The following is a 23,736-nucleotide window of genomic DNA, read 5'->3' on the forward strand; positions in this document are numbered from 1 at the left end:
ATGATCGAACGCCACAGAACAGAAGAGGCCCTCTACCGGGTCGCCGTCAGCGCCTTCACCCACTACCCAGGCAAGGACGCGAAAGAGCCCGGTTACACGGTGGACGAGGACATCAACTGGTGCATCGCACCCCTGTTGCCGCTGCCGCCGCAGCAGGCGGCGCAGATGCGGGAGACGATCCGGGAACTGATCACCAACCCGCAGTCCGATCGGCAGGCATTCATCGCCGCACTTGACCGACTCACCGGGGAATAGCCGGCCACCAGCACGTACGAGCGGGCCTCTCCTGGCCGGTCATGGTAGCTCCCGCCGGGATGCTCCGTTCCGGGCTTTCGCGGCATATCCTCCCTCGCTGCGCTCGGTCCGGTATTCCACGACCCGGCACTGCGCACCCCTCCGGTCGCACACGACGCCTCTTGCCAGGACAGACCCCACGACACAGTCAATTAACTGCGAGAAGCGGATATCACCCCGGCACCCCGGAGGACCGCCCAGGTTTGGGCGCGGTCCGCGGGTGAGGTGTCCGCCCACGTCGCGCGGCAGAGGACCATAGAGGGATGCGGGAAAGCGACTCATGACCGGCGATGATCCCATCGAGTTGGACGAAGACGGCCTGCCCAAGGGGCGGGATTGTCCGACGTGCGGTGCGCCGCTGGAACCCGGACCCATCGACGCGACGCTGGCGGTGGCCTGGATGTGCCCCAACCATGGCCCGGTCGAGTTCACCGCCGACCCCTTCGGCGACGATTAGACGCCCGGCGCCGGCACCGCCGGGGGAGTGAGCGCGCGCTGCACCGCACTCGCGCTGACCCCGATCACCCGACCGATGTGGGTGAACGAACGGCCCTGCGCACGCAACTCCTGCGCGATCGCCACCCGATCCTCCGTCATCACCGTGGGCCGCCCCGCACGACGACCCGCCGCCGCGGCATCCCGCATCCCGGCACGCGTCTCCACGCTCCGCAAACGCCGCGCCAAACCCTCCAACGCCGCAAGCACCTCCGCAGGATCAGACACCATCCCCGCGCCCGTGGACAGGGCAGGCTCCGCCAGCGACCGGAAACCAACGCCCCGTGCGGTCAGGTCGGCGATGGTGGAGATGAAATGGTGCAGCCCGTGCGAGAGCCGGGCAGAACTGGTCACCAACAACACATCACCGGCATCCAGATCGTCCAGGCACGCCGCCAACTCCGGCCTGGTCCGCGCGTCCGCCGAGGTCAGATCAGCAAAGACCGGCTCCGCCCCCGCCCGCTCCAACTCGTCAGCATCAGCCGTCGCACCAGCATCGGCGAACAGCTCCCGCGTGTACCCCACCACCCGGGTCATCGCGACGGACCGCCCCGCTCCGGACCCGCCGGCACCACCACCGGCCCGGTCGCGTCCACCGGGCGCTGAGGAGCCAGCAGCTTCCTTAGCGCGACCAGGTCCGAGGCGCTGCGATGCTCCTGCGCCGCGACCACCCTCGACCCGTTCGGCACGGGCAGTTCGGGGATGATCTCTCGCAGCGCCGTCTCGTGCAGATCGATCAGTACCTCGGTCACCGGACGGGGAACATTCCGTAGCGTGGCGGCGAATTCGGTGACCCGACGCAACTCGCTCAACCACTGCGCCGACTCCAAGCTCGACAAACGCTGCGACTGCGCCGCCCGCAACGCGGCCGCCGCACCCTGAAACGGTCGGTCAACGCCGGTACGCACGGCATCAAACGCGACTGCGCCGACCCGATCGATCACCGTCACCCGGTCCACCGCATCCGACTCCGCGGCAGCCGCCGCCAGCGCACCGGTCCCCTCGAAACCGCGATCGTGCATCTCGCGACTGACAAGATCACCCGTACGGCCAGCCTCCACTGCACGCAGATAGCCCGAGACGGTCGAAAGCAGACTTTCCGCACGCCGCGCAGCGACCACCACCACCCGCGTTCCGAACCCATCTGTGCGGAACCGCTGGAGCAGACACAGCGCCGTCGCCGGGTTCGCGAAACTGCCCTCCAGAATCAGGGAACGATGATGCTCGCGCGCAAACCGCATGCCCGCCCGCAACCACTCCGCCGTCGCCTCACTCACCTCCCGGGACGACTGCACCGCCCCGGACGCCGATGCCTCCGCGAAACGCGGATGGAACGGCCGCAACAGCTCAGCACTGAGCACGGCCACATCCCCGCCCAACTCGGCACGCAGCCGACCCGTCACGCGCCCGACTCCGGAACCCGGCTGACCGCTCAACAGGACGAAGACCGGGTCGGTGTTCCGGTCATCTCCGTCCGGGAACAACAACGGATGGATCTCGCGCGCAAACACGTCATCACGCGGAACAGCCGTCGGAGCAGGGTCCGTCATGACCCGCCCTCCAGAGTCAGCGCCCGCGCCGTCAACCGAGCGGCGAAGCCATCAACCGCGCGACGGTCGTAGCCATCGACGAGGAGACTCTCGCGACGGACCGCCTGCACCTCTTCCCAGGCCTCCCGCGCACCCGGGCCATCGCTCCGGACCACCGACAGCAGGAGTGCGGTAACCCTCGCGGAGGTGTCCCGCAGGAGCTCGAACGCGACCGCGTCGTTGACACGCCATGCTGACGAATGCGCCAAGCTGCCCTCCCGGCACCAGTGTAGCCACCGCCCCGAAAAGGTGACGAGCGCACTTTCCGTTCGCCAGTGCACAGTTTCAGGCGAGGGTGAAGGGCTGCGCCGCGTCGTCCGCAGCATGAGTTCGCACGAGCCGGTGACGTACGGCCGCGGCTGGTGCAAGTTTCAGCGTGGCCACCAGGAGGCGGCCGACATCCTTTGCCCAGTGGGAGGGCGCGGCGGGAGCGCGGCCCGCGAGTGCGTCCGCAACAACCGGTTGCGTGCCGCGGAGGGGCATCTTCCGGCGGGCGCTGTGCTCCCAATGACTCATGTGTCGCGGCCGATCCGTCGTCGTGGCACTATATGGGGCCAGGCGGCGTTGAATCACGGTGCGGGCGGTGCCGCCAGCGTCATCAGCATGCGGGCGAGGGCGTAGCGGGTATGGCCACGGGCGCTGCGCGGATCGTAGCCGAGTTGGCCTGCGAGGGTGCCGGCCCGCTCCTGAACACTGGAGTGGTGTCTTCCGAGCCGGATGGCGGCACCGCGACCGCTTCGTTCTGCGCTGAGAGCGTCCAGGAGCTCGAGGCTGCTCGAATCCAGCTTCGTCAGCGCCACAGCATCGGGATGCAACGGTGACCGCTCGGCGTTTTCCGCGATCGCGAGCGCCACACCGAGATCCGTCGCGTCGAGCATCGGCTCGGCGGGCGTGGTTAGGCGGGCAGCGATCAGCGCCGACGACCAGGAGGTCGGCAGCTGGTCGCTGGGTACGGTGAGCCCAACACCGAGCCGGGGTGGTTCGTCCCACGCGGCGTCCGGCTCCACGGTGGAGTCGAGGATCGTTGCGCGGGTGAGTCCGCATCGGGTAGTGACGACCGCGGAGGCGTGCGACAGCGCCGGGGCCGGGTCAGGCGGGGACGCGATGACTCGCAAAGTCCCCGGCTCGATCCGCAGACGTGTCAGGGCGGCCGCTCGCTCATCGAAGTCGGTGTGAGAGCTAATCGCCAGCTCCACGGCACTTTCAGCCCCGATGGTGCGACGTGCTCGGATGATGCCAACCGCCAGCGCCAGCCGTTCGAGGATCATGGCGTCGTTGGCGTGCGGTTCGCCCTGCCGCTCAAGCCACACCTCGGCGCCCATGCCGGCTTCACGGCGCGCCCACCCGTCGGACGCGGCCGCAGGTAGCCGCCCGCCGTCCCCGTCCACGCGGGTGAGGTGGGTGCCGTCCCGATACCCGACGGGAGCGCCGGCGAGCAGCGCAGCCCCGCGCAGCATGCTTTCGGCACCGACCAATCGGGTGACGAGCGCGTCGAAGTAGGAGACGACTTTCAGCGTCTCGCTGGCGTCTGGGTCAAGGGCGGTCAGACGTCCCATCAGGTCTTGCATCTCGGCTCCATCGCACGGGGTTCCCCCACCCTAACGTGGCCGGTGGTCAGACCACCGGCCACGTTGATGCGGGTCAGGCGCCGAGCACTCGGCTCAGCCAGCTCTCTCGAGCGGCGGCCGCTGCCTGCGAGACCGCGGCGTGCGGGGCAAAGGCCTCAAACCCGTGGAAGCCGCCAGCCCACACGTGCAGTTCCGCCTGCACTCCCGCTTCCCACAGTCGGGTGGCGTAGGCGACATCCTCGTCGCGGAACACCTCCGCGCTGCCGCAGTCGATGTACGCCGGCGGCAGCCCGGACAGGTCGGTCGCTCGGGCTGGGGCGGCGTAGATGGAGACGTCGTCAGTGCCGCGACGATCGCCGAGCAGCGCCGTCCAGCCGACAATATTGGAGGCGCGGTCCCACACGCCGACGCCGTCGATCTGCTGGGTGGAGCTAGTCGCGTCGCGGTCGTCGAGCATCGGACAGAACAGCATTTGCGCGGCCAGGGCCGGGCCGCCCCGATCACGAGCAAGAAGCGCCGTGCCAGCGGCTAGTCCGCCCCCGGCACTTCCTCCGGCGATGAACAGACGGGAAGGGTCGATGCCCAGCTCCTCGACGTGATCACCAGTCCACATCAGGCCCGCGTAGCAGTCTTCAACCGGGTATGGGTCAGGGAACTCCGGCGCGAGACGGTACTCGACGGTGACGATGACGCCGTTTGTGCGTTCGACCGCATCGAGAAGCATGGTTACTCCACCCCAGCGGTCGCCGACAATCATTCCGCCACCGTGCGTGTGGTACATCCCCGGTCCTGTACCCGTGCGGTCCTGCTTGTGGATGACGGACACGACGATGCTGTCATTCTCATATCCAGGGATCGTGACATCGCGGGTGACGAAACCCCTGGCTCTGAGGAGTTCCTGCGGGTCCTGTCCCGGGGTCATGGGCTGGCTGCGCATGGCGGGAATCATCTCTACGGTGAGCGCCGGGAACCCACCCATGAGGGTGAGGGCGGCGTCCAGTTCTGGGTCGAACGGGGGGCGGGCGAGTGTGTCAGTCATCGGAACTCCTTTGTTCTCGGGTCATGCACCCTCAGTCTTCATGCCCACCGAATTACAGCGCCCCCGCAACGCGTGACCGATTCGACAATCTCTCCCCGCCAAATGGCGGGGTCGCTCAGCGTCGCAGGCGATACCGTCGTCCCGGTCCAGGTGCTTCCCCAGTGAGCTTCGGTCATGAGTGCGCGAGTTGCCTGGGCCCCCGCCGCGACAGGTGAACGAGAAGCTATGCATCCGTCACCGCGACGCTGAGTAACGGGTTCGAGCACCGTTACTCAGCCTGAGTGGTGCCCGCACGGGATCCCTATCCGGCCACCGCCCGCAGGCGGGGCCGATTCGCGCTCGAGGCTTCTCGATCAGGCGCGTCCCTTGTGATCATCAGCGTGATCTCGGCGGTTGGCTAGGGCCGGCTCTACGACGCCAGGATGCCGGCCACGACTTCGCGGAGGTCGGCAGAGCGACCGGCGGCGCGCGCGGCCTGGAATCGCTCGGCGTCCGGCGAACCCTCGACCTCGGCAAGCACGCGTTGGTGGGTGGACAGGAGGGTCGGGCCGACTATCCCTCGACGCGCGCGGGCGTCCTCCGCCGCGCCCAGATAGATCCCGGCTTGCTCGAAGTCACCGGCGAGTGCCGTCACCGCGAACATGCCCTCGAGCGCCAGTGCCAGGCCCTCGTCGTGGTGCATGGCGTGGGATGTGCGGACGACGTTCACGAAGAGCTCACGCGCCGCGGGAAGGTCGCCGGCGCCGAGTCGCGTCCACGCGAGGCCGTGCACGGCAGCAGTCTCGCTGAAGACGTCTCCGCTGCTTCGTGCGGTGCGGAGGCTGGCCTCGAACAGGTCCGTTGCGGCTTGCACATCATTGCGAGCACCAGCGACCTGTCCCCGAATCAGCAACGCCGTGGACACCAGAAACGGGCTACGGCGTTCTTCGGCGATCTGCTGCGATCTCTCGAGATGAGCGTCGGCGTCGCTCAGTCTCGGAGGGTTCTGCTGCAGGAGCAGTATCGCCGTCGACATGCGGATGAAGATCTCACCGAACGTGTCTCCGTCCGCGACGAAGTACTCGAGAAGCGCCTCGAGTTCGCTGACGATCGCAGCGCCCGGTGACACCCACAGCCCCCCGACCGTCCGGTAGAACTCCGCCCTGTGCCTCGTCCGTTCGGATACCTTGTATCCCGCTTGGTACACCGTGTTCATCCAGATGCCGATCTCGATCACGCGTCCCGAGACCCACCAGAACCAGTACAGCGACCACACAATCTCGGCGACCGCATCGCCCTGCTCCGTCCGCAGGAGATACTCCACCGAGGCGCGGAGGTCTTCGTACTCGTCGTTCAGTCGACCGATCCACTCGACTTGCCGGAAGCTCACCAGCTCGGGTTCCGCCCGCACCGCGAGGTCTCGGTAGAACTGCGCGTGCTGCGCCTCCGCCGATCCGAGCTCCCCTTCGCTGTCGAGTTCCTCTCGGGCCCACTCTCGGACGGTCGCCAGCATGGTGTACGAGTGCACGGCGGCGGCCTCGCGCTCGTGTATGAGGCTGCTGTCGATGAGGCTGTCCAACAGATCGAGTGCGGTCGTAGCATCCGCGTCGACACACATCCACTCCACGGCGTCAAGAGCGAACGACCCGCGGAACACCCCGAGGCGCAGCAGAAGCTGACGCTCAGCGGGCGGCAGTATGTCGGCGCTCCATTTGATAGTGGCGCGCATGGTCTGCTGCCGGTCAGGGCGATCCCGGGCCCCGCTGACCAGCAGCGAAAGCGCGTTGTGAGCCCGGCGCGCCATGGCGGCCGGCGGCAGAACCCGCACACGGGCGGCCGCCAGCTCCACCGCGAGGGGAAGGCAGTCGAGCGCAGAGACCACCGCGGCGACATCCGGCCGATTCGCCGGGGTCAGGGTGAAGTCGGGCTTCACCGCGCGCGCCCGCTCGGCGAACAGGTCGACCGCGGCTTCGACGCTCATCGGAGGAACGGTGACAGCCTGCTCTCCGTCGACGCGCAGAAGCACGCGGCTGGTCACGAGCAGCGCCACCGTCGTGTGCTCGAGCAGCGTGCGCAGTTCGGGCACCGCTTCGACGACCTGTTCGACATTGTCGAGGACGAGCAGAATGCGGCGCTGATCGAGCGCTTGCGCCACGCGCTCCCGCAAAGGCACCTGCCCGAGGTCTCGAACCCCCATGGCGGTCGCGATCGTAGGGATCACGGCAGAGGGGTCGCGCACGGGCGCGAGGTCTACGAAGTAGACGCCGTCGGGGAAGGCGTCGCCCACCTCTTGCGCGACGGACAGGGCGAGACGGGTCTTTCCGATGCCGCCCGGTCCGACGAGCGTGACGACACGCCGGCCCTGCGTGGTCAGCAGTTCCGAGCAGTGCCGCAGCTCGTCGTCGCGGCCGATGAGTCGGTTCAGGGGGATCGGCGGTGCTGCTCTGGGCGGTGCCCCGACCTCCGCCGCGTCATCAGCCGCCAACCGCTCGTGCCGCGCGTCATCGAAGTGTTCGGCGAGGAGCGTGGCCAAGTCGCTCGTGACGAGTGCGCGGAGCTCGCTCTCGTCATCGAAGGCGACGTACGAGACGGTGTCATCGTCGCGGATCCTGTCGAGCAACTGGTCGAGCCGTTCCTCGCGATTCTCGCTGCGCTTGAGGTAGATCAGCTTGGGAACATCCGGAGCGAGGTTGTACTCGTCTTCCAGTCCGGAGATGTTCTCGCCGGGCGCGATCCATCCATACGAGTTCCAGTAGACGCCGACGAAGATGTCGGACTGCTCCAGATACGCACGGTAGAGAGACCGGGGCGGGTGAGGACGCGCGCCGAGCTCGAACATGACCGGGGCCATCGCGAGGGTCTCGATCGCCGTGCGGAGGGCACGCCGCTCGGGCAGCAGCTCCCTCAGGCTGGAGCTGACGAAGACGCGCAGCTTCTGATCCGGCGTACGAATGACGCCGGGTGACCGGCTCATGCGTGCAGTATCCACCTGCGGTGTAACGGCTGTCCATAACGGCCGGTGGGCAGAGGTCGGAATCGATTCCGCGACCGTCGATGTCGGCGGCGCGGAATCGATCGATGAGTCGAGCTGCCCGCCAGCTCAAATCCTCAAGCTCACCTTCGAGTGAGCATCCCTCACCGGGCGACGCGGGAGATGGTGCCACCGGGACGGACGATGCCATACGCCTGCTCGTAGGCCGGCATGTGACCGACCGCCTCGAGTACCACGTGCGCGCCTTCTCCACCGGTGATCTCCATCACTTTCGCAATCCCGTCGTCTCCGCGCTCGGCGACGACGTGGGCGTTCGGTCAAGGCCGCCGGATCGATTAAGACCTAGTTCGACGGCGGCCGCTGAATCGAGGTCCCGACCTGCGGCTCTGGCCCTCGCGAACTGTGCTGCTTGAGGTCCAAGCTCAATCTGTTGAAGAAGTCGACCGTGGAAGGAGAGTATCGCGGCCGCGGAATTGCCCTTTCGTTGTCGAATCGCGTCGGCGGCGCCGAGGAGGTGGCCTGCTCTGTCGATATCGCCGCGTGTGGCTGTAGTGGCGAATAGGCCCTCGAGGGCGTAGCCGACGCCCGGTTCGTGGCCAATGGTCGAGGCGATCAGCAGTTGTTCTCGGAAGCACTGCTCGGCTGGGTCGATATCGCCAGCGAAGATCCCGGCCCATCCGCGTGCGCCTACTGCAGAGCCGACGAGCAGACGGTCCCCGACGCTCCGACCGGCCGATATCGATGCGTCGAGCGTCTCGATTGCCCTCGGGACGTTGCCGCGCATGAGGTAGGCGCGTCCGATCATCATTCCGACGATGGCGCTTCCGAACTCGTCAGCAAGTGACGCGGCCGCGTCTGATGCTTGGTTCATAGTCTCGTCGGCGCTTAAAAAGTCCGGCGGATCCTTCAAGAGGTGAAGTAGCGCGACGGCGCACAGTGTCTTCGCTTCAGTGAGCCTGTCTCCCTGTTCGCGGAAGAAGGCGGCGCTCTCTTCGAGTGGCCGGAGTGCTGACTGCTCGGGCTTACGCCAGAGCTCTACGAGCAGGACCTCGATGTTTGCGATGTTTCGGCTCCGGTCGGAGGCATCCGATCCTTCGTCGAGAACCCGTTGCATCCAGACGCCGACGTCCTTGAGGCGGCCGCCAATTCCCCAGTACCAATCAAGCGACCAGACGAGGTCCACGGCGTCGTCCCATCGGTGCTGTTCGAGCAGGTACTCGATCGCCGTCCGGACTTCGTTGCCTTCATCAGTCAGTCGAGATAGCCAAGCCTCCTGGCGTGGCCCGATGATCTCTGCACCGGCTATGGCCGTCATCTGTAGGTAGAAATCGGCATGGAGCTCTTCGTAGTGCGCCAACTCGCCCCGACCAGTCAGTTGTTCGCGCGCGTACTCCCCGACCGTCGCGAGCATCGTGAACCATGCACGGGAGCCGCGGTCATGCTCCTGGATGAGGCTGCCGTCGATCAAAGCGCCGAGCGCTCGCAATGTTTCGTCCTCGGGGAGACCCTCGCTCATCCACGCGACGGCGTCGAAGGCGAATCCGGTGCGGAACACTCCGAGACGTTGCAGCAGCGTGCGCTCTTCTGGACTGAGCAGCTGGGCGCTCCACTCGATGGTGGCGCGAAGGGTTCTTTGTCGCTCGGGACGATCCCGTGCGCCATCTACCAGCAGTGGCAACGAGTGATGAAGGCGTTCGGCGATCTCGGCCGGACTGAGCAGGCGGACACGCGCCGCAGCGAGTTCGATGGCCAACGGGAGGTTGTCGAGCGATGTGCAGATGTCGGCGACGGCGCGGGCGTTCGCGTCGTTCAGTTCAAAGTCGGGCTTGACCGATCTTGCCCGTTCGGCGAACAGCTCTGTCGCGGCGCTGGCAGGCAACACGTTCAGTGGGAAGCTCTGCTCCCCGTCGACTCGGAGGAGGATCCGGCTGGTCGCGAGCACGCTCACTTCCGTGTCGCCAAGCAATTGGGCCAGATAAGGTGCGGAGTCAACGACATGTTCGACGTTGTCGAGGACCAGCAGCAGACGAGCCTCGCGGAGGGCCTCTTTCAGCTTTCCGATCAGGGAAACTTCGCCGCTGTCGCGGACACCTAAAGCGACGGCGATGGCATCAAGTACACGACTGGGGTCGTGCACGGGCGCGAGATCGACGAACGCCACCCCGTCGGGAAAAGCCGGCTCGACCTCGCGAGCAGCCGCGATCGCGAGTCGCGTCTTTCCGACACCGCCCGGTCCGGTGATGGTGACCAGACGCCGATGTTTTCCCGTGAGAAGGTCGGCGACGGTGGCCAGCTCTACGTCACGGCCGATCATGCGTGCCAGAGATGACGGTGGGCGGACGATGGTTGTGGCGCTTGGCGATGGCGCGGGCTCGAGCAGGGGGCCCTCGCGGGCGGATGCTGTGGTGAACCGTTCCGCGAGCAATATGGCTAGGTCCGATGTGAGTAGGCGCTTCAACTCCGCTGGCGTGTGAAACGACGCGTACGAAACTCGATCATCGCTCCGGATGCGTTCGAGTAATCTGTCGAGCCCCGCGTCACGTTTGCTGCTCTCCTTGATGTAGATGAGCATCGGGATGTCGGGCGTGAGGTTGTACTCGTCCTCGAGCCCGGACACGACCTCTTCTGGCGCGACCCACCCGTAGGACTCCCAATACATGCCTACGAAGACGTCGCTTTGCTCCAGATAGGCGCGGTAGAGCGATCGGGGGGGATGGGGCCGCGCGCCTAGTTCGAACATCACAGGAGCCAGTGCGAGCCGCTCGATCACGGCCCGAGCGGCCCGCCGCTCTGGCGCCAGTTCTCTCAACGTCGAACTGACGAAGACCCGCAGGCGCTGATCAGGCGTGCGGATGAGACCGCTCGCGGCCCGATCCATGCCGCACAGTCTCGTACCGCCACGTGCATCCTGTCCAGAGTTGAATCACGACTCAGCCCCGTCGCGGTGGGATCCGCCTGCCTGCAGCCGGTCGCGAAGGCGCCGATGGAGGACTGGTCCCGGGGGGGGACAAACGGGTTCTGGTGGTCCAGCGCGTTGTGCTGAGACAATTGGTCATGGCCGTCGTGCCAAGATCGCCCTCGTCAGCTGACTTTCGCGAGTGCTTCGCGGAAGTGCCGCGCACCGTGTTGACATCTTCTGGGCCCGTCGAGTACGCCGACCGAGGGCTCGGCGACGCGATCCTCTCCGTCCACGGCACCCTCGGTGGCTGGGACCAAGGACTCGTCGCCGCCGAGTTCCTGCGCCTCAACGGCTGTCGGATCATCGCACCAAGCAGACCCGGGTACCTGGGAACGCCGCTATCCACCGGACCCACCTTCGCAGAACAGGGCGACGCCATGGCAGCTCTGCTAGACGTGCTCGAGATCGGCAGCATCATGGTGTTCGCTGTTTCCGGCGGCGGACCTGCGGCGTATGAGCTCGCCTCGCGATACCCGGATCGTGTCAGCAAGCTCGTGCAGGTTGATGCGGTCTGTATCCCGGGACCCATTCCACGTGCTGCGTCGCAGCTGTTCGCGCGCGACACCCTGATAAGGGCGGAAATGTGGATGTTGAAACACGCCCCGAAGTCAACGCTGACGGCCCTGCTTCGGATCGCGGGCACGGACGGCAAGCATGTGGTAGCAGAACGCGCATCGACGCTAGCTGCCAGCCCAGGCCGCACCGCGGCGCTAGAAGCTTCCCTCCGCTCATCGCTAGGTGCGGCGCGCCGACGCGCGGGGATGAAAAACGATTATGCCGCGCTCCCGTCGGCACAAGTGAACCGAATCACCTGCCCCACGCTCATCGTCCACGCTCGCTCCGACAAGGCTGTGCCCGCCGCCAGCGCAGAGTACGCCCATGCCAACATTCCCCGTTCTGAGCTCTACTGGATCGATGGGTCACATCTCTCCTTCGGTCTGGAGGCCGCCGATACCGCCCCCGCGTACGTATTGAACTGGCTGAAAGGCCAGTGAATGGACAGGCTCGGCCTGAGGGCGGCTTTGCGGATCCCTCAGCGGGCACTGGTGCCGCATTGCAAAGTCAAAGGTGGGTTAGGCGCAGCGATTCAGGACGTGCCACGGGCGAGGACCCAGGCTGCGTTTACGAGCGAGACATTCCTAAGTAGAGATGGTCTCGACTGCATCGCGGCCAGGGTGGTGGATGGTAGCGATCGTGGGATGCGCGTAGTCGAAGTCCATCTGGGCATAGTCCCTTCGGTATGCGGCCGGGAGCTCGTTGTCGCCGACTACGAGTTGGACCCGTCCCTCAGCGGCATCAGCCATAGTGACAAGGCGCCTGTACAGGGCGGCCGAAAGCTCGTCATTGTCATTGAGCGAAGTGCGGGGACTGTCAATCAATAGGAAGGCGGGCAACAGAGTGTCACGCCTGCGGAGAGCTACGTTCATGAGAGTGACCCAATACGCCACCTGGGTCGCGGTTCTGACGCCGCCCACGGGGCTGAAGTCTTTGAGAGGCTGATCGTTGAGTACTGGTAGGTAGGTCTCGTGGTCAATCTTGGCTGAGCGCACTCCCGGAACTCCGATGGCGCGAACGTTGTCTGCGAACTCGTTGTCCAGTTCGCCGAAAACCTCTCTTCGCCGCTCAGCGAGCAGCGCCAGACGAACATCGAGCTCATCCTGCATTCGCTTGAGTTCTTGTCCGAGCCCTTGTGCATTCATTTCGAGATCGTCGGCACGGTCCCAGAACCTCATGACCTGCTCCAGCTCCCGTGATCGTCCTTCTGCGCTGGCAAGGCGTGCCGTTGCATCGGTATATGCCTGAAGTTGAGGTGTGATGCGATTCTGAGTCCGATCTTGGATAGCACGGGAGAGGTCGTCTACCAGGCGAGATCGGTCTGCCAGGTTTTGACCCGTCAATTGCAGCTCCGCTGAAAGACCGAGGACTTGCGTAGCGAGCTCGACATCCTGCTCCCTCAAGTGGACGAGCTCATAAGTCGCGTGATCTGAGTGTTCCGCTGCGAATAGTGGATCGGGCTGCAAACACAATCTGCACAGCTCGGGCGGTGCTTCGCGACTCTTGAGATTTTGCATGCATCTAGGGCAAACCGAGAACTCGATTTGCGCCAGGCGTTCCCCCGCGCTCGACATGCGTTCGAGCCTCGATATGTCCTGTTGTACATGCGCTCGTTCGGCGGCGAAGTCCGCGTGCTGCTGCTCAAGCAGCGATCGAGTGTTAAGTGCATCAGCAAGGCTCCTCTCGGCCTCGCCTAGCAAGTCACGCAGCGTGCGTGTTTCTCTGTCGATTGCCGGACGGATTGACTCGCGAAGATGCTCGAGGGCTATCGACGACTCCCGAATCTGAGCATTCGCATCCGCCTGATTCGCTATTGCCTCGAACCGCGACTGCGCGCCGCTGTCTTCAAGGAATTGTAGGACTACTGCATGCTCTCTCTGAGCATCGTCGTATTCCCCGCGAAGCCTTGCGACGGAGGACTGGGATTCGAGGATCGAGGGATTCGTGAGGGCAAAAAGAAGCTCAAAAACAGCCTTCCGCTTAGGGGTGTAATAGGAGTCCTCACTGCCGGCGATCTCCTTGTTGATGTCTCCTTGGGAGACATACATGTACTTGAAGATGTCGGCAAATGAGATGCGAGCGCCCTGCTTGGTGCTGTTGGATGCCCGCGAGGCTGCTCGCATATCATCGGGAACGCCCATTGCGGAAAGTAGTAGCGAGCTCAGGCTGGGTTCGCGTTTATCCGTGAAGTGATCTTCTAAGTCGGTCTGCTCCACGAGATCCCGGACACGAACGACCGCGGACGTCTCGGGGTCCACCGACCGCGTCAGCAGGTAGCGGCTGGCACCAATTCGAATGTCGACCGACACGTCGAGCACGCTGGTCCGCGCGACCTCCGCCAGGAGTGCGCGACCTCCAAGCGCGTGCTTGATCAACTCAAAGAGAGTACTTTTTCCAACGCCGACGCTGCCAGCGAGTACCGTCAATGCCGAAGGAAATTGGTAGCTAACGTCCCCGGCAACTGTTCGGACGTTGACGGATTCGAGGCGAAACGGCGTGGTCATTTGATCAGCTCACGATGCGGTCGGTTCATCAGGTCAGCAAGGCTCCGGTAAATGAGTTCTTTCAACCCGTTCCCGGTGAGCCCTGCCGAGGCTTCGGCGATTGCCTCGCACCGGTCGCCTACCGCACGCCACTGCGGTAGCGATGCAACGTCAGCCGCGAACCGTTTTCCTGCGGGTGTAGGAGCAAGCGCAACACTGCCTTGCCGGCCGCGCACATACTTGAGCAGGCTTCTCCCGACGAGCGAACCGATTACTGGGTAGTAGCGGTCGTCCCATGGGCCGTATTTGTAGCGAATCATGGGGTCTTCGACATCGGTCGGAGCGAGTGCTTCTGTTCCGCTGATGTGAAGCCTTGCGTCATGGGGGCTTAGGTCACGCAACACTCGAGAAGCGAGCGCCGGGTACCGGGTAAGGAAGTCCAGCTTCGCGAGCTTCGTGAGACCGTCGAGCTTGCGTGCGTGCCCATCTGCGGTGCTGACCGCGACGACCAGAAGGAGAACTCGAGTCTGGTGGTAGGCGAGGTCCTCCTGGAGCGCCACGAGGTGCTCGGCGATTGGGTCGGCGCTCAAGATTTCTCTCCCCGTGCCTTCTTTTCAGCGGCAATGGCAAGGTCGACGTCGAATCCGGGGCTGAACCACACCTGGCAGCGCGAAGCGAGGTCCGCCAGTCCGCCGAGGGCAAGCTCGCCGTCGAGTCCCGCCGAGAGGTATTGCGGCGGTGTATTCGTCATTCGTGCCGACATGGCACCCCAAAAGTCAGGGCCCCACCTGCCGACAGCAGTCCGCGTGCGTGCAGTTTCCTCGTCAGCGATGCGCAGAAGGTGACGTTCAATAGTTCCGCGTTCGGCTGAGCTGCCCGGTACAGTGGCTTCCCTGACTCGGCGGTATCTGGCGAAGTCGAGGCGCAGTCGTTCCGCTCGGGCGATGCTCGTGTCCGAGCAACCACCGTGGGCCATTTTCACGCTGAGCTTCGTCAACTTCGCCGGCCGAGCAAGCGGCATGTATGCGCCTGGGTTCTGTATCGCACTCCGCACGGCCACCAGAATGTCGCGTGTGGTCACGGTGCGGGATTCCAGCTCGTCCGTACCAGTGACCAGACCTGCGCGGTCGGTTGCCGCTGCGACCTTCGGTAAGCCTCCCTTGCCGGTGGCGCCACGGGCTCTCATCCGTACTTCGAAGAGTCGAAGTACGGAGATCCAGACAACTGATGCGATCGCGGCCGGCTGCTTCATCCTGATTGTCAATGGTTCCGCATAAAGACTGGGCGCTGCGTGAGCGGCGAACTCCCGGCCGGGTCGGGCGGTATCGAAGTACATGACTGCGAGGAACTCTCGCACGGCTTGAAGAAGGTCGTCTGGGGGAACGAGCTTCTTTGCTCGAGCCTCTTTCGCTGCTCGCCACGGAGCGGGCAGCTCCTTCCGATGCATCATGATCGCGCGACCGAGCTTGTCGATACAGCCGTCGACCATTTTCTGCTCGGAGTCGGATAGCACTTGCCCGTCCGTGACCCGGCGCAACAAATCGGGACAACGCGCAAGCTGGGACGCCTCGCCGGTGCTCATCGACGCGCATGACACCAGCCGAGCAACAACCTTGCGCTCGAGCCGGAGCCAGCGCGTGAAGAGATGGCCGAGCCCGCCATCGCTCACTAGAACGGTAATCGAGCTCCAAGGTCCAACATGTGGCTCGCGGTGCTTTGCAGAAACGATCTCGAGCTGATCGCTGATACGCATCACCCAGTCCTCATGGTGCTCGCACACCACCGCGCTGGTCGACTCGAAAGGTACGTCGAGATCGTCGGTAAGTTCGTCTAGGAGTGCTGCGATGCCATCCGCTGCGGCCATCGCAGCCTGCCAGTGAAATAGGTCCGCGGTACGGGCGCCGACATCGTCGGTGACATCGATTCGCAGCAGAGCGTCTGCGTCCCCCAACGGTGCCCCCCGGTTAGTTAGTGGCTACGCGATCTCTGGTCCTTGAGGCCGCGCACGCATTCAAACTAGTGGACTACCTAACATCGAGCGTGCACCGAGACAGTGGGGATTGCTGCGTCTGGCGACGATGACCAGATCTGCGCGCGGGTCGTTGGCATCCATATCGCTAAGCATCTGTACGCCAATGCCATTGAATATCGACAAGCGCAGCAGTCCCGTTGCTCCGCGCAGTGAGATAGATGGACCCGTTGCCTCCCGTCATCTCGTACCCGTCGATAGCGACCGGACCACAAGCCGGTACTCGAGCGAGTTCCTGTCCTTGAAGCGATCCGGGTCCAACTTGGCCGGCCGGGACGAGGAGCGCGAGTCGCAGTGGCCCCGCTCGCGGTAGAGCCCGATGACGGCGCGACATACGTACACCCAACTACCCCGGCAGCAGATGCTCCCCAAAAGCACTCGGGCTACCCAACCGATCGCGATGAGACCAGCGCAGTGACGAACGAGAGCATTCGACTCGAGCAGAAGAGAGCAATGCACGCAGGCACTCTTTGTGGAATCCGCCACGAGTTAGGCAAGTGAGAGTACTCTGGGATCGTGCGCGGAGGCCTCGAGCGGTGGAAGAGGGGTGTCGGATCGCGGGGTGTCCGACAGGCGCTGGCCTACGCCTTCGACGGCTCGTGTGACTCACACATCCGGACCACCTCCGGCGTGAATGCGCTCGCCGACTACAGCGATGTAGCGGCGGCGGGCGTCTCGCGGTTCACCGTCGAGGCTGGGATCATCAGCGCGGATCTTCTTGGTCCGGCGGAGTTGCGGCGATGGGTGGATGGCTGTGACCTGGACACGGGGGAGCGGCGCGGGCGGGATCTGAGCTCTCCGGACGCGGATCTGATTCTTGACGGAACGATCAACGCGCCCAAGTCGTACAGCATCGCGGCGTTGCTGAATCCGGATCTGGCACGGGAGTTCGAAGGACTGCAGGACCGGCTAAGGGACCGGGTCGTGCTGATCTGGCAGCGGGAGCTGAACGCGCGGCGCGGGGCGGGCGGGCGTGTCCGGGAGGCGCTGGATCGGATAGAAGTGGTGGAGCTGCATCATCGCCGCTCCCGGGCGCTGGATCCGCACATTCACCGGCACCTGTGGTTGTGTGTGAAGGTGCGCGGGCAGGACGGGCGCTGGTCGAACGTGGATTCGCGGGTGGCGATGAAGCTGCACACGGTGATCAATGCCGAGGGCGAGTTGGCGGCCCGGACCGACCCGACCTGGATCCCAGCCCTCGCCCGGCACGGCTTCACCTTGGATGCCGATGGCGAGATCGCCGAACTCGCGCACGCGGTGCGGCCGCTGTCGCGGCGGTCGAAGCAGATCGAACGGAACCGGGCGGTGCTGCTGGCTCGGTGGCGGGAGGAGCACGTCGGTCAGGAGCCGACCCCGACGGTGCTGCAGCAGATCGATCGGCTGGCGTGGGCGAAAGGGCGGCCGAATAAGCCCGGTGACCTTCGCGAGCACGATTGGGAATCGATGGTGCGCGACGAACTCCGTGCGATCGATCCTGGGCTTCTTCGCCGCCGGCGCGAGGTTCTACCAGCGGGCACGTCGCTGGCGGAGCTTGATGTGGAGTTGCTGGCCGCGCGGGCGATCGTGGAGGCGGATACGCGATCTGCGTCGTGCGGGGGGCGCTTCAGCCGGTTCGACATCCGCGCCGGCGCGACCCGTGCGCTGGCCGCATCCGGTGTCGTCCAAGCACGAGAGGACCTCCAAGGGACTCTGGATCTGATCGAGGCGCGAGCGCGGGCGCACACCCTGGACCTGCTCCCGGACGCACCCGACCGGCCCGACCACATCAAAGGGTTCATGGCCGCCGGCACGGCGGCCAGCAAGGTGGAACTGGGCGCCCGCTTCGACGCGCTGACCCGGCAGGGCGTGACGGTCGACGCCGAGGAGATCGCCGCCACCGCTGGCAATGTGCTCCCGGTCGGGGTCGGGCTGGACGAACGGCAGCTCGCGGCGGCCGGTGCGATCGCCGGCACCGACCGGCTGGTGTCGGTGACCGGGCCGGCCGGGGCGGGAAAGACCACGATGCTGCGGGTGGCCAAGAGCGCACTGGCCCAGCGTGGGCATCTGATGGTGGTGGTCGCACCGACCAAGAAGGCGGCCTCGGTGGCAGGGCGGGAGATCGGAACGACCGCATCGAGCCTGCACGCGCTGCTTGCCGACTACGGCTGGAGATGGGCTCGGGACGCCGCTGGCGCGGAGGTCTGGACCCGACTGCGCCCCGGGGATGTCGACCCCGGCTCGGGGGTCGTGTTCGAGGGTCCGCGACGCTTCCCCCTGCGTAGCGGGGATCGGATCGTGGTCGATGAGGCAGGGATGGTTGATCTGCACACCGCGAACGCGCTGGCGGCGGTCGCCGCCGAGACCGGCGCCGGGATCGCGATGGTGGGGGACCCCCTGCAGGCGATGCCGGTCGGTCATGCCGGGGCGATGGCCTGTATGACCCGGCGCAGCACGGCGGTCATCGAACTGACCGCGGTGCACCGCTTCCACGACCCGGAGTACGCGGCCCTGACGCTGCGGATGCGGGAACCGGCATCCAAGGAAGACGCCCTGACCGTGGCGGCGGAGCTGGACCGGCGCGGGCTGATCCACCGGGTGAGCCACCAGGTCCAGGCCCGGGACGCGATGGTGGAGGCGTACTTCCGATTCGCCACCGGCCACCGCCGGGTTGCGCTGGTGACCGGCACCAACGAGGAGGCGGAGGCGATCAACGAAGCCATCCAGCAACGCCGCATCGACCAGGGACAGCTCCGGACCACCCGGGTCGCGCTCGGGCAGGGGGAGCAACGGCTGCTGGAGGGTGACACCGTGCAGACGCGACGCAACGACCGGCACGCGAACGTGGACAACCGCGCGCTCTGGATCCTGCGGCGCATCACCGCGGACGGGGTGGAGCTGGTCAGCGTGGGCGACAGCGGCGAGGTGCGGACGGTGTCCCATGAGTACGCGGCTGAGCACGTGCATCTGGCCTACGCCTCCACCGTGCACGGCATCCAGGGGGAGACCACCGACGCCTCCATCGTCGGGCCGGGTGTGGACGCCTCCGGCCTGTACGTCGGCATGACCCGAGGGCGTGCGCACAACGAAGCGATCGCGATCGCCGGCACCGAAGCCGCGGCCAGGGACACGATCGCTGAGAGCATGCTCCGCGGCATCCCCGAAGTCAGCATCGATGACTCCATCCGCGCCGCGCGCACTGAACTGCACCGCGCCGCCCGCACCCCAGACACCGACACCCACGCGGCGCCGGCGGCGTGGAACGACCGGACCCGCCGGCCATGGGGACACGTGGTCGAGATCGAACGCATCACCGCACAGCAACGCGCGCGGGAGCGGGAGATGCGGGAGCGGCTGGAGCGGGTCAACGACTGGATGCACACGGCCGCCCGCACAATGCTGGAGCTTGACGCACGCATCGACACCCAATCCGCCGCCACTCATGGCCGGGTAATCGATGCCGCCACGTCGGCAGAGGCCGCGAACGGCCGCCGGAACCAACTGGCCGAGCGCTACACCGCGCGCCTGCAGGACCAGGCGCAACTTGCCCGAGAGTACCGCCAGTTCACGCAGCTCACCGATGAGCTGGAAGCCGAGCGCGCCGCACGCACAGTGCTCGACCCTCGGACGCGTGCCGTCGAAGACCGAGCCCGGCAGAGCGTGGCGCAAATGGCGACCGCGGTGACGGTGACCCGCGGTCCCGACGGGCCGCGGCGACGATAGGAATCACCCTGCCGTAAGCCTTCCACCGTCACGCGGTGTGGAACCCCCTGTGGTCGACCGCGCGGCGGCTCGGGCGGAGTTCTCTCAACCGCCACTGGTTCTGGTGGTGGTGCTCATCGGCGTGACCGCATTGGCCCACACCCAGCAGCGGAGCTGCGTCGCGCCAACGGTGAATTGGATGCCGCAGGCCAGGTCGTTCCACACCACCACGACCGCATCAACCTCCACGGCGTGCGGGCCGAACCGCACCCACGCTTTGCACGGCTTGGGCTGCGGATCGCGGGTGACCGGCAGGGCATCCTTCCGCAGCTCCTGAGCGGTGAGGGTCTGGAGGGGATGCTGCGACGAGACGCGTTCCAGGATCCGGTCGTCCATCAGCCGGTCATAGCCCGCGCTATACCGCTTGTTCGCTCCCACACCCGGACATCCCTTCACCCGGTCCCGCAGGCAACACTAGATGATCTCGAATACATGTTCTATTCTTGCGTCCCATGGGTGAGGTGACAGTCGAACGCCAGGTGACGCTGTGGATGGTGGACGAGGTACCCACTCGCATGTTCTACGCCGGTCGGCGGTGGCGCGTCAGTGACACTCCCACCCGGCTGCGCGAGTCGATCTGGACTTCCCCGGTCCCACACGGCGGCGGTCTCTACGGGTGGCGATTCCAGGGTACAAACGAGGACGGTGAGAGTCTCGTTTTCGACGTGTACCGCGCCGAGAACGGCTGGCACGTGCACCACGCCTATACCTGAGTCGCGCACTGTTCTGCGCGACTCCGGCTGAGGGCTGTGCCGCCCAGCCCTGGCCCCTTGCGGTTAGAGCAGCACCTGCGGGACTGACGGCGAACGGGGGCCTCCCGTGCGGCGCGCACGACACATCGCCTGTATCCGGGGGAAACGCATTCGTCGGACGAGGAGTCGGACGCACCCACTGGCCGAGTTCGCCACCATCGGGATCGTGCAACGCCGAACCCTGCAAAGCCCACGCCGACCGGGCCGGGCAACTACAGCACGCCCTGGACAGCCGGGTGCTGATCGAGCAAGCCAAGGGTGCCGTCGCCTACCAACGCAACGTCCCCATCGATGACGCGTTCACGATCCCCCGCGACCACGCGCGCCGGACCCGCACAAAGGTCCGCGACGTCGCCGAACAGGTCCGCACCCCCGGCTGCAGATCTAACCGGGCCTGCACACATCTGGGCAACGGGTCAGGGTGTACCGTGCGCGGGCGACACGGCGTTCCGGGCAGCACAGTGCCAGCCAGGACGAGGTTCTTGATCGCGAATTCGTCGATTTCGGCTAGGTGCGATGCCGCCGGCGGGCTACCGCCCGCGGTGCACGCCAGCGGAAGCGGAGCGACGCGAGCCTGAATGCGAATACGAGCACGCCGACCGCGAGTTGAGTCACCGGGTGGCGCCAGCCCACGAACCACGCTGCTGTGATGATGGCGGCACCTAGCATCGCGGGGATCGCATACAGGTCGTTCGGGTCGAACAGTTGGGGATCCCGGTTAGCGACGACGTCACGCAGGAGGCCGCCACCGACCCCGGTTGTTACTCCAAGGAGCGCCGCGGCGACCGGATTCATACCCAGGTCCAGCGCCTTCGTCGCCCCGGTTGTGCAGAACAGCCCAAGTCCGGCTGCATCGAAGACGAGCAGGGTGCGCGGTAAGCGTTCGACGGCGGCGTAGAGGAAGAAGACCAGCCCTGCCGCGGCGAGGGGTGCAAGCAAGTAGATCGGTTGCGAGAAGGCGGTGGGGGTGACTCCCAGTATGAGGTCACGGATTACGCCGCCGCCGAGCCCTGTCAGGAAACCCAAGAGAACTGATCCCACGATGTCGAATCCCCTGTGTGCAGCGAGGAGGGAACCCGATACTGCGAAGAAGAATGTGCCGAGAAAATCGAGCAACGTGTCCATGCGGTCTCTCCTCAAGGCGGCTCCTGCAGCCGTGGCGAGCGTAGGTCCGGGCATGGGTGCGGGCCAGAGCCATACGTCCCCGCGGGATCGCACCGCGGAAGTGGCGCGCGAAGGGCGGGGCGGGCCTGCGCTCCTGCATCGGGATCGCGCTCGCCGGCGTGGCGTGGTCGCGGGACGTTCGGCCGTAGCAGGGCGGTTCGGGCGGACCTAGGGTGGCCGCACCACGCGGGACGAACGAGCTCACATCGGAGGGCCACATGTGCACAGGGGCGAACTACACGACGCGGGACCACTACTTCGGTCGCAACCTGGATCTGGAGTTCTCGTACAACGAGACGGTAACCGTCACGCCGCGGAACTTCCCGTTCGAATTCCGCAAATCGGCTCCGCTTCCCACGCACCACGCGATCATCGGAATGGCGACCATCGCGGACAGATACCCGCTGTACTACGACGCGACCAACGAGAAGGGCCTCAGCATGGCGGGGCTGAACTTCCCGGAGAACGCCGACTACAAGCCCGAAGCGAAGGACAAGACCAACATCACTCCGTTCGAGTTCATCCCCTGGATCCTGGGCCAGTTCGAGACCGTCGATGAGGTCAAGACCGCGTTGCAGTCGATGAGTTTGGTGAACATCTCGTTCAGCGAGACCTTCCCGCTCTCGCCGTTGCATTGGATCATCTCGGACCGCACCTCATCGATCACGGTGGAGAGCGTGAAGCAAGGGTTGAAGGTGTACGACAACCCCGTGGGGGTGCTGACCAACAACCCGACCTTCGACATCCAGCTGTTCAACCTGAACAACTACATGCACCTGTCCAAGAACCCGCCGGAGAACAACTTCTCCGACCAACTGCAGTTCGACATGTACAGCCGGGGGATGGGCGCGATCGGCCTTCCCGGCGACCTGTCCTCCGCATCGCGTTTCGTCAAGGCCGCCTTCACGAAGATGAACTCGATATCGGGGGAGTCCGAGTCGGAATCGGTCAGTCAGTTCCTGCAGATCCTGGGCTCGGTGGCACAGCAGCGCGGATGTGTTGAGGTCTCGCCGGGCAAATTCGAAATCACCATCTACTCCTCGTGCTGCAACACCGACAAGGGGATCTACTACTACACGACCTACGAGAACAGTCAGGTCACCGGGGTCGACATGCACAACGAAGACCTCGACGGAAACACCCTCACCGACTACCCGCTGATCAAGGGCCAGCAGATCCACCTGGAGAACTCGCACGCCGAGCCGGCATCCGCGGTGGCAGCGAGCGTCGCCGCAGGATAGAACACGCCGCGGGGTAGGACGCATCGAACGCAGGTCAGCGACCAAGCACGGCGTCCAGGAGCCGATCCACATCTGGAGCGCCGATGGTGCTGCGACTCAGTGCCTGCAGGATAACGGCGCCGATGAGTGCGTCGGCGACCTCGTCGACGGGCGCGCCTTCCGGCAGGTTAGGTACCGTGCCGATGGCACGCGTCAGACGGCCCGAGATCGAATCTGACCCCCGACAGCTGTCGTGGCCCTGTCGCGCAGCCGGAGCCCGACCTCGGCGTACGCCACTCTGGTCGTCCGGCTATGACGAACTGGCCCGTGCGCGCGGGGGCGGGGCGGGAGTACAGTGACTCTCGCCCCGCCCCTGTTGGTTCAGGTCAGCGTGACATTCCGGTGCCGGCGTACGAGGCCGGTGCTGCTGTTGGCCCCGTAGCGGTTGGGTCTGCTGCGGGGCCGTTAGCTTTTGGGCTGCGGTCCAGGTCGACGCTGACGAATTTCAGTGAGGCGCCGACGTTGTCCGCGATGATGTCGCGGGTTTCCCGGGTCTGTCCGGTGTCCTTGTCGGTGTAGGTGCCGAAGCGCAGGTCACCGGAAACGAGAACGTTGTCGCCTTTGCGGAGCGAGTCGGCTACGTGTCGGGATTGCTGGTTGAACACGACGACGCGGTGATAGACGGTGCCGGCGTCTTCCCACCGTTTCGTCGTTTCGTTAAGGCGTCGGTCGTTGACGGCGATGGTGAATCGGGCGTATTCGTTGCCGGATTCGCCGGTGCCGTGTTCGGGGTCACCGGTGAGGTTGCCCTCGATGGTGACCGGGATCCTGGTGGTCATCTTTCATTCCTTTCTATTGTGTGAACCACCGGATGGCGGCT

General features: G+C 65.5%; 19 protein-coding genes and 1 pseudogene. 7 read left to right on the forward strand and 13 right to left on the reverse strand.

The features are described 5' to 3' along the window. Together NQ152_RS15840 and NQ152_RS15845 are read left to right on the forward strand one after the other, a co-directional pair. A complete protein-coding gene (locus NQ152_RS15840) occupies nucleotides 1–255 on the forward strand; it encodes a hypothetical protein (protein WP_257524670.1) in 255 nt (84 codons plus the stop codon). Nucleotides 256–574: 319 nt separating this feature from the next. Further along, on the forward strand, nucleotides 575–751 hold the full coding sequence (locus NQ152_RS15845) for a hypothetical protein (protein WP_257524671.1): 177 nt from the start codon (nucleotides 575–577) through the stop codon (nucleotides 749–751). Here the strand turns inward: NQ152_RS15845 and NQ152_RS15850 are convergent. From NQ152_RS15850 to NQ152_RS15880, 7 genes and pseudogenes are all read right to left on the reverse strand, one after another. Next, entirely contained in the window at nucleotides 748–1,326 is a 579-nt protein-coding gene (locus NQ152_RS15850; RefSeq protein WP_257524672.1) for a recombinase family protein, read from the reverse strand. The genes NQ152_RS15845 and NQ152_RS15850 overlap by 4 nt on opposite strands. Beyond that, on the reverse strand, nucleotides 1,323–2,300 hold the full coding sequence (locus NQ152_RS15855) for a zeta toxin family protein (protein ID WP_257524673.1): 978 nt from the start codon (nucleotides 2,298–2,300) through the stop codon (nucleotides 1,323–1,325). The genes NQ152_RS15850 and NQ152_RS15855 overlap by 4 nt, the downstream gene beginning before the upstream one ends. Nucleotides 2,301–2,947: 647 nt before the next feature. Further along, nucleotides 2,948–3,946 (reverse strand): hypothetical protein, encoded by a 999-nt coding sequence (locus NQ152_RS15860; RefSeq protein ID WP_257524674.1) that lies wholly within the window; start codon nucleotides 3,944–3,946, stop codon nucleotides 2,948–2,950. A gap of 73 nt (nucleotides 3,947–4,019) precedes the next feature. Further along, nucleotides 4,020–4,985 (reverse strand): alpha/beta hydrolase, encoded by a 966-nt coding sequence (locus tag NQ152_RS15865; protein ID WP_257524675.1) that lies wholly within the window; start codon nucleotides 4,983–4,985, stop codon nucleotides 4,020–4,022. Nucleotides 4,986–5,394: 409 nt separating this feature from the next. Continuing rightward, a complete protein-coding gene (locus NQ152_RS15870) occupies nucleotides 5,395–7,938 on the reverse strand; it encodes a DUF4062 domain-containing protein (protein ID WP_257524676.1) in 2,544 nt (847 codons plus the stop codon). Between the two features lie 170 nt (nucleotides 7,939–8,108). After that, nucleotides 8,109–8,261 (reverse strand): annotated as a pseudogene (locus NQ152_RS15875) (zinc-binding dehydrogenase); the annotation flags it as partial. After that, nucleotides 8,222–10,834, reverse strand: coding sequence for a DUF4062 domain-containing protein (locus NQ152_RS15880; protein WP_257524677.1), 2,613 nt, complete (start codon nucleotides 10,832–10,834; stop codon nucleotides 8,222–8,224). The gene NQ152_RS15880 and the pseudogene NQ152_RS15875, both read right to left, overlap by 40 nt. Nucleotides 10,835–11,010: 176 nt before the next feature. On the opposite strand from NQ152_RS15880, the gene NQ152_RS15885 reads away from it, so the two are divergent. Then, nucleotides 11,011–11,910: an alpha/beta fold hydrolase gene (locus NQ152_RS15885; RefSeq protein ID WP_257524678.1), complete on the forward strand. Its 900-nt coding sequence runs from the start codon at nucleotides 11,011–11,013 to the stop codon at nucleotides 11,908–11,910. Nucleotides 11,911–12,054: 144 nt separating this feature from the next. Here the strand turns inward: NQ152_RS15885 and NQ152_RS15890 are convergent, their stop codons facing one another. From NQ152_RS15890 to NQ152_RS15900, 3 genes are read right to left on the reverse strand one after another with little or no spacing between them, the layout of a single operon-like run. Then, nucleotides 12,055–13,974, reverse strand: a complete 1,920-nt coding sequence (locus NQ152_RS15890) for an AAA family ATPase (RefSeq protein ID WP_257524679.1) — start codon at nucleotides 13,972–13,974, stop codon at nucleotides 12,055–12,057. Continuing rightward, nucleotides 13,971–14,543 (reverse strand): hypothetical protein, encoded by a 573-nt coding sequence (locus NQ152_RS15895; protein ID WP_257524680.1) that lies wholly within the window; start codon nucleotides 14,541–14,543, stop codon nucleotides 13,971–13,973. Before NQ152_RS15895 ends, NQ152_RS15890 begins: the two co-directional genes overlap by 4 nt. After that, a complete protein-coding gene (locus tag NQ152_RS15900) occupies nucleotides 14,540–15,904 on the reverse strand; it encodes a hypothetical protein (protein ID WP_257524681.1) in 1,365 nt (454 codons plus the stop codon). Before NQ152_RS15900 ends, NQ152_RS15895 begins: the two co-directional genes overlap by 4 nt. A gap of 594 nt (nucleotides 15,905–16,498) precedes the next feature. Between NQ152_RS15900 and NQ152_RS15905 the strand changes: the two genes are divergently transcribed. Continuing rightward, a complete protein-coding gene (locus tag NQ152_RS15905) occupies nucleotides 16,499–19,681 on the forward strand; it encodes an AAA family ATPase (protein ID WP_257524682.1) in 3,183 nt (1,060 codons plus the stop codon). 84 nt (nucleotides 19,682–19,765) lie between these two features. Here NQ152_RS15905 and NQ152_RS15910 read toward each other — a convergent pair whose 3' ends face one another. Next, nucleotides 19,766–20,056, reverse strand: a complete 291-nt coding sequence (locus tag NQ152_RS15910) for a hypothetical protein (RefSeq protein WP_257503985.1) — start codon at nucleotides 20,054–20,056, stop codon at nucleotides 19,766–19,768. Nucleotides 20,057–20,172: 116 nt separating this feature from the next. Between NQ152_RS15910 and NQ152_RS15915 the strand changes: the two genes are divergently transcribed. Continuing rightward, nucleotides 20,173–20,433, forward strand: a complete 261-nt coding sequence (locus NQ152_RS15915; protein WP_257503987.1) for a hypothetical protein — start codon at nucleotides 20,173–20,175, stop codon at nucleotides 20,431–20,433. Between the two features lie 83 nt (nucleotides 20,434–20,516). Then, entirely contained in the window at nucleotides 20,517–21,050 is a 534-nt protein-coding gene (locus NQ152_RS17395) for an ANTAR domain-containing protein (protein WP_374113610.1), read from the forward strand. On the opposite strand, the gene NQ152_RS15920 is transcribed toward NQ152_RS17395, so the two are convergent. After that, nucleotides 20,980–21,597 carry a trimeric intracellular cation channel family protein gene (locus tag NQ152_RS15920; RefSeq protein WP_257524683.1) on the reverse strand — a complete coding sequence of 206 codons (618 nt, stop codon included), beginning with the start codon at nucleotides 21,595–21,597 and terminating at the stop codon, nucleotides 20,980–20,982. The genes NQ152_RS17395 and NQ152_RS15920 overlap by 71 nt on opposite strands. Nucleotides 21,598–21,854: 257 nt before the next feature. On the opposite strand from NQ152_RS15920, the gene bsh reads away from it, so the two are divergent. Continuing rightward, on the forward strand, nucleotides 21,855–22,877 hold the full coding sequence (gene bsh, locus NQ152_RS15925; protein WP_257524684.1) for a choloylglycine hydrolase: 1,023 nt from the start codon (nucleotides 21,855–21,857) through the stop codon (nucleotides 22,875–22,877). Nucleotides 22,878–23,242: 365 nt separating this feature from the next. Here bsh and NQ152_RS15930 read toward each other — a convergent pair whose 3' ends face one another. Then, nucleotides 23,243–23,695 carry a single-stranded DNA-binding protein gene (locus NQ152_RS15930; RefSeq protein ID WP_257524685.1) on the reverse strand — a complete coding sequence of 151 codons (453 nt, stop codon included), beginning with the start codon at nucleotides 23,693–23,695 and terminating at the stop codon, nucleotides 23,243–23,245. Between the last annotated feature and the right edge of the window lie 41 nt (nucleotides 23,696–23,736).

It is taken from the genome of Microbacterium sp. zg.B48 (assembly GCF_024623505.1).
Lineage (GTDB): Bacteria > Actinomycetota > Actinomycetes > Actinomycetales > Microbacteriaceae > Microbacterium.

Bases quoted from the DNA above. Each gene is read 5' to 3' on its own strand.
- NQ152_RS15885 (WP_257524678.1), top strand. From the start codon at position 11,011: ATGGCCGTCGTGCCAAGATCGCCCTCGTCAGCTGACTTTCGCGAGTGC.
- NQ152_RS15870 (WP_257524676.1), bottom strand. From the start codon at position 7,938: ATGAGCCGGTCACCCGGCGTCATTCGTACGCCGGATCAGAAGCTGCGC.
- NQ152_RS15920 (WP_257524683.1), bottom strand. From the start codon at position 21,597: ATGGACACGTTGCTCGATTTTCTCGGCACATTCTTCTTCGCAGTATCG.
- NQ152_RS15930 (WP_257524685.1), bottom strand. From the start codon at position 23,695: ATGACCACCAGGATCCCGGTCACCATCGAGGGCAACCTCACCGGTGAC.
- NQ152_RS15850 (WP_257524672.1), bottom strand. From the start codon at position 1,326: ATGACCCGGGTGGTGGGGTACACGCGGGAGCTGTTCGCCGATGCTGGT.
- bsh (WP_257524684.1), top strand. From the start codon at position 21,855: ATGTGCACAGGGGCGAACTACACGACGCGGGACCACTACTTCGGTCGC.
- NQ152_RS15845 (WP_257524671.1), top strand. From the start codon at position 575: ATGACCGGCGATGATCCCATCGAGTTGGACGAAGACGGCCTGCCCAAG.
- NQ152_RS15915 (WP_257503987.1), top strand. From the start codon at position 20,173: ATGGGTGAGGTGACAGTCGAACGCCAGGTGACGCTGTGGATGGTGGAC.
- NQ152_RS15880 (WP_257524677.1), bottom strand. From the start codon at position 10,834: ATGGATCGGGCCGCGAGCGGTCTCATCCGCACGCCTGATCAGCGCCTG.
- NQ152_RS15890 (WP_257524679.1), bottom strand. From the start codon at position 13,974: ATGACCACGCCGTTTCGCCTCGAATCCGTCAACGTCCGAACAGTTGCC.
- NQ152_RS15910 (WP_257503985.1), bottom strand. From the start codon at position 20,056: ATGGACGACCGGATCCTGGAACGCGTCTCGTCGCAGCATCCCCTCCAG.
- NQ152_RS15860 (WP_257524674.1), bottom strand. From the start codon at position 3,946: ATGCAAGACCTGATGGGACGTCTGACCGCCCTTGACCCAGACGCCAGC.
- NQ152_RS15865 (WP_257524675.1), bottom strand. From the start codon at position 4,985: ATGACTGACACACTCGCCCGCCCCCCGTTCGACCCAGAACTGGACGCC.
- NQ152_RS15840 (WP_257524670.1), top strand. From the start codon at position 1: ATGATCGAACGCCACAGAACAGAAGAGGCCCTCTACCGGGTCGCCGTC.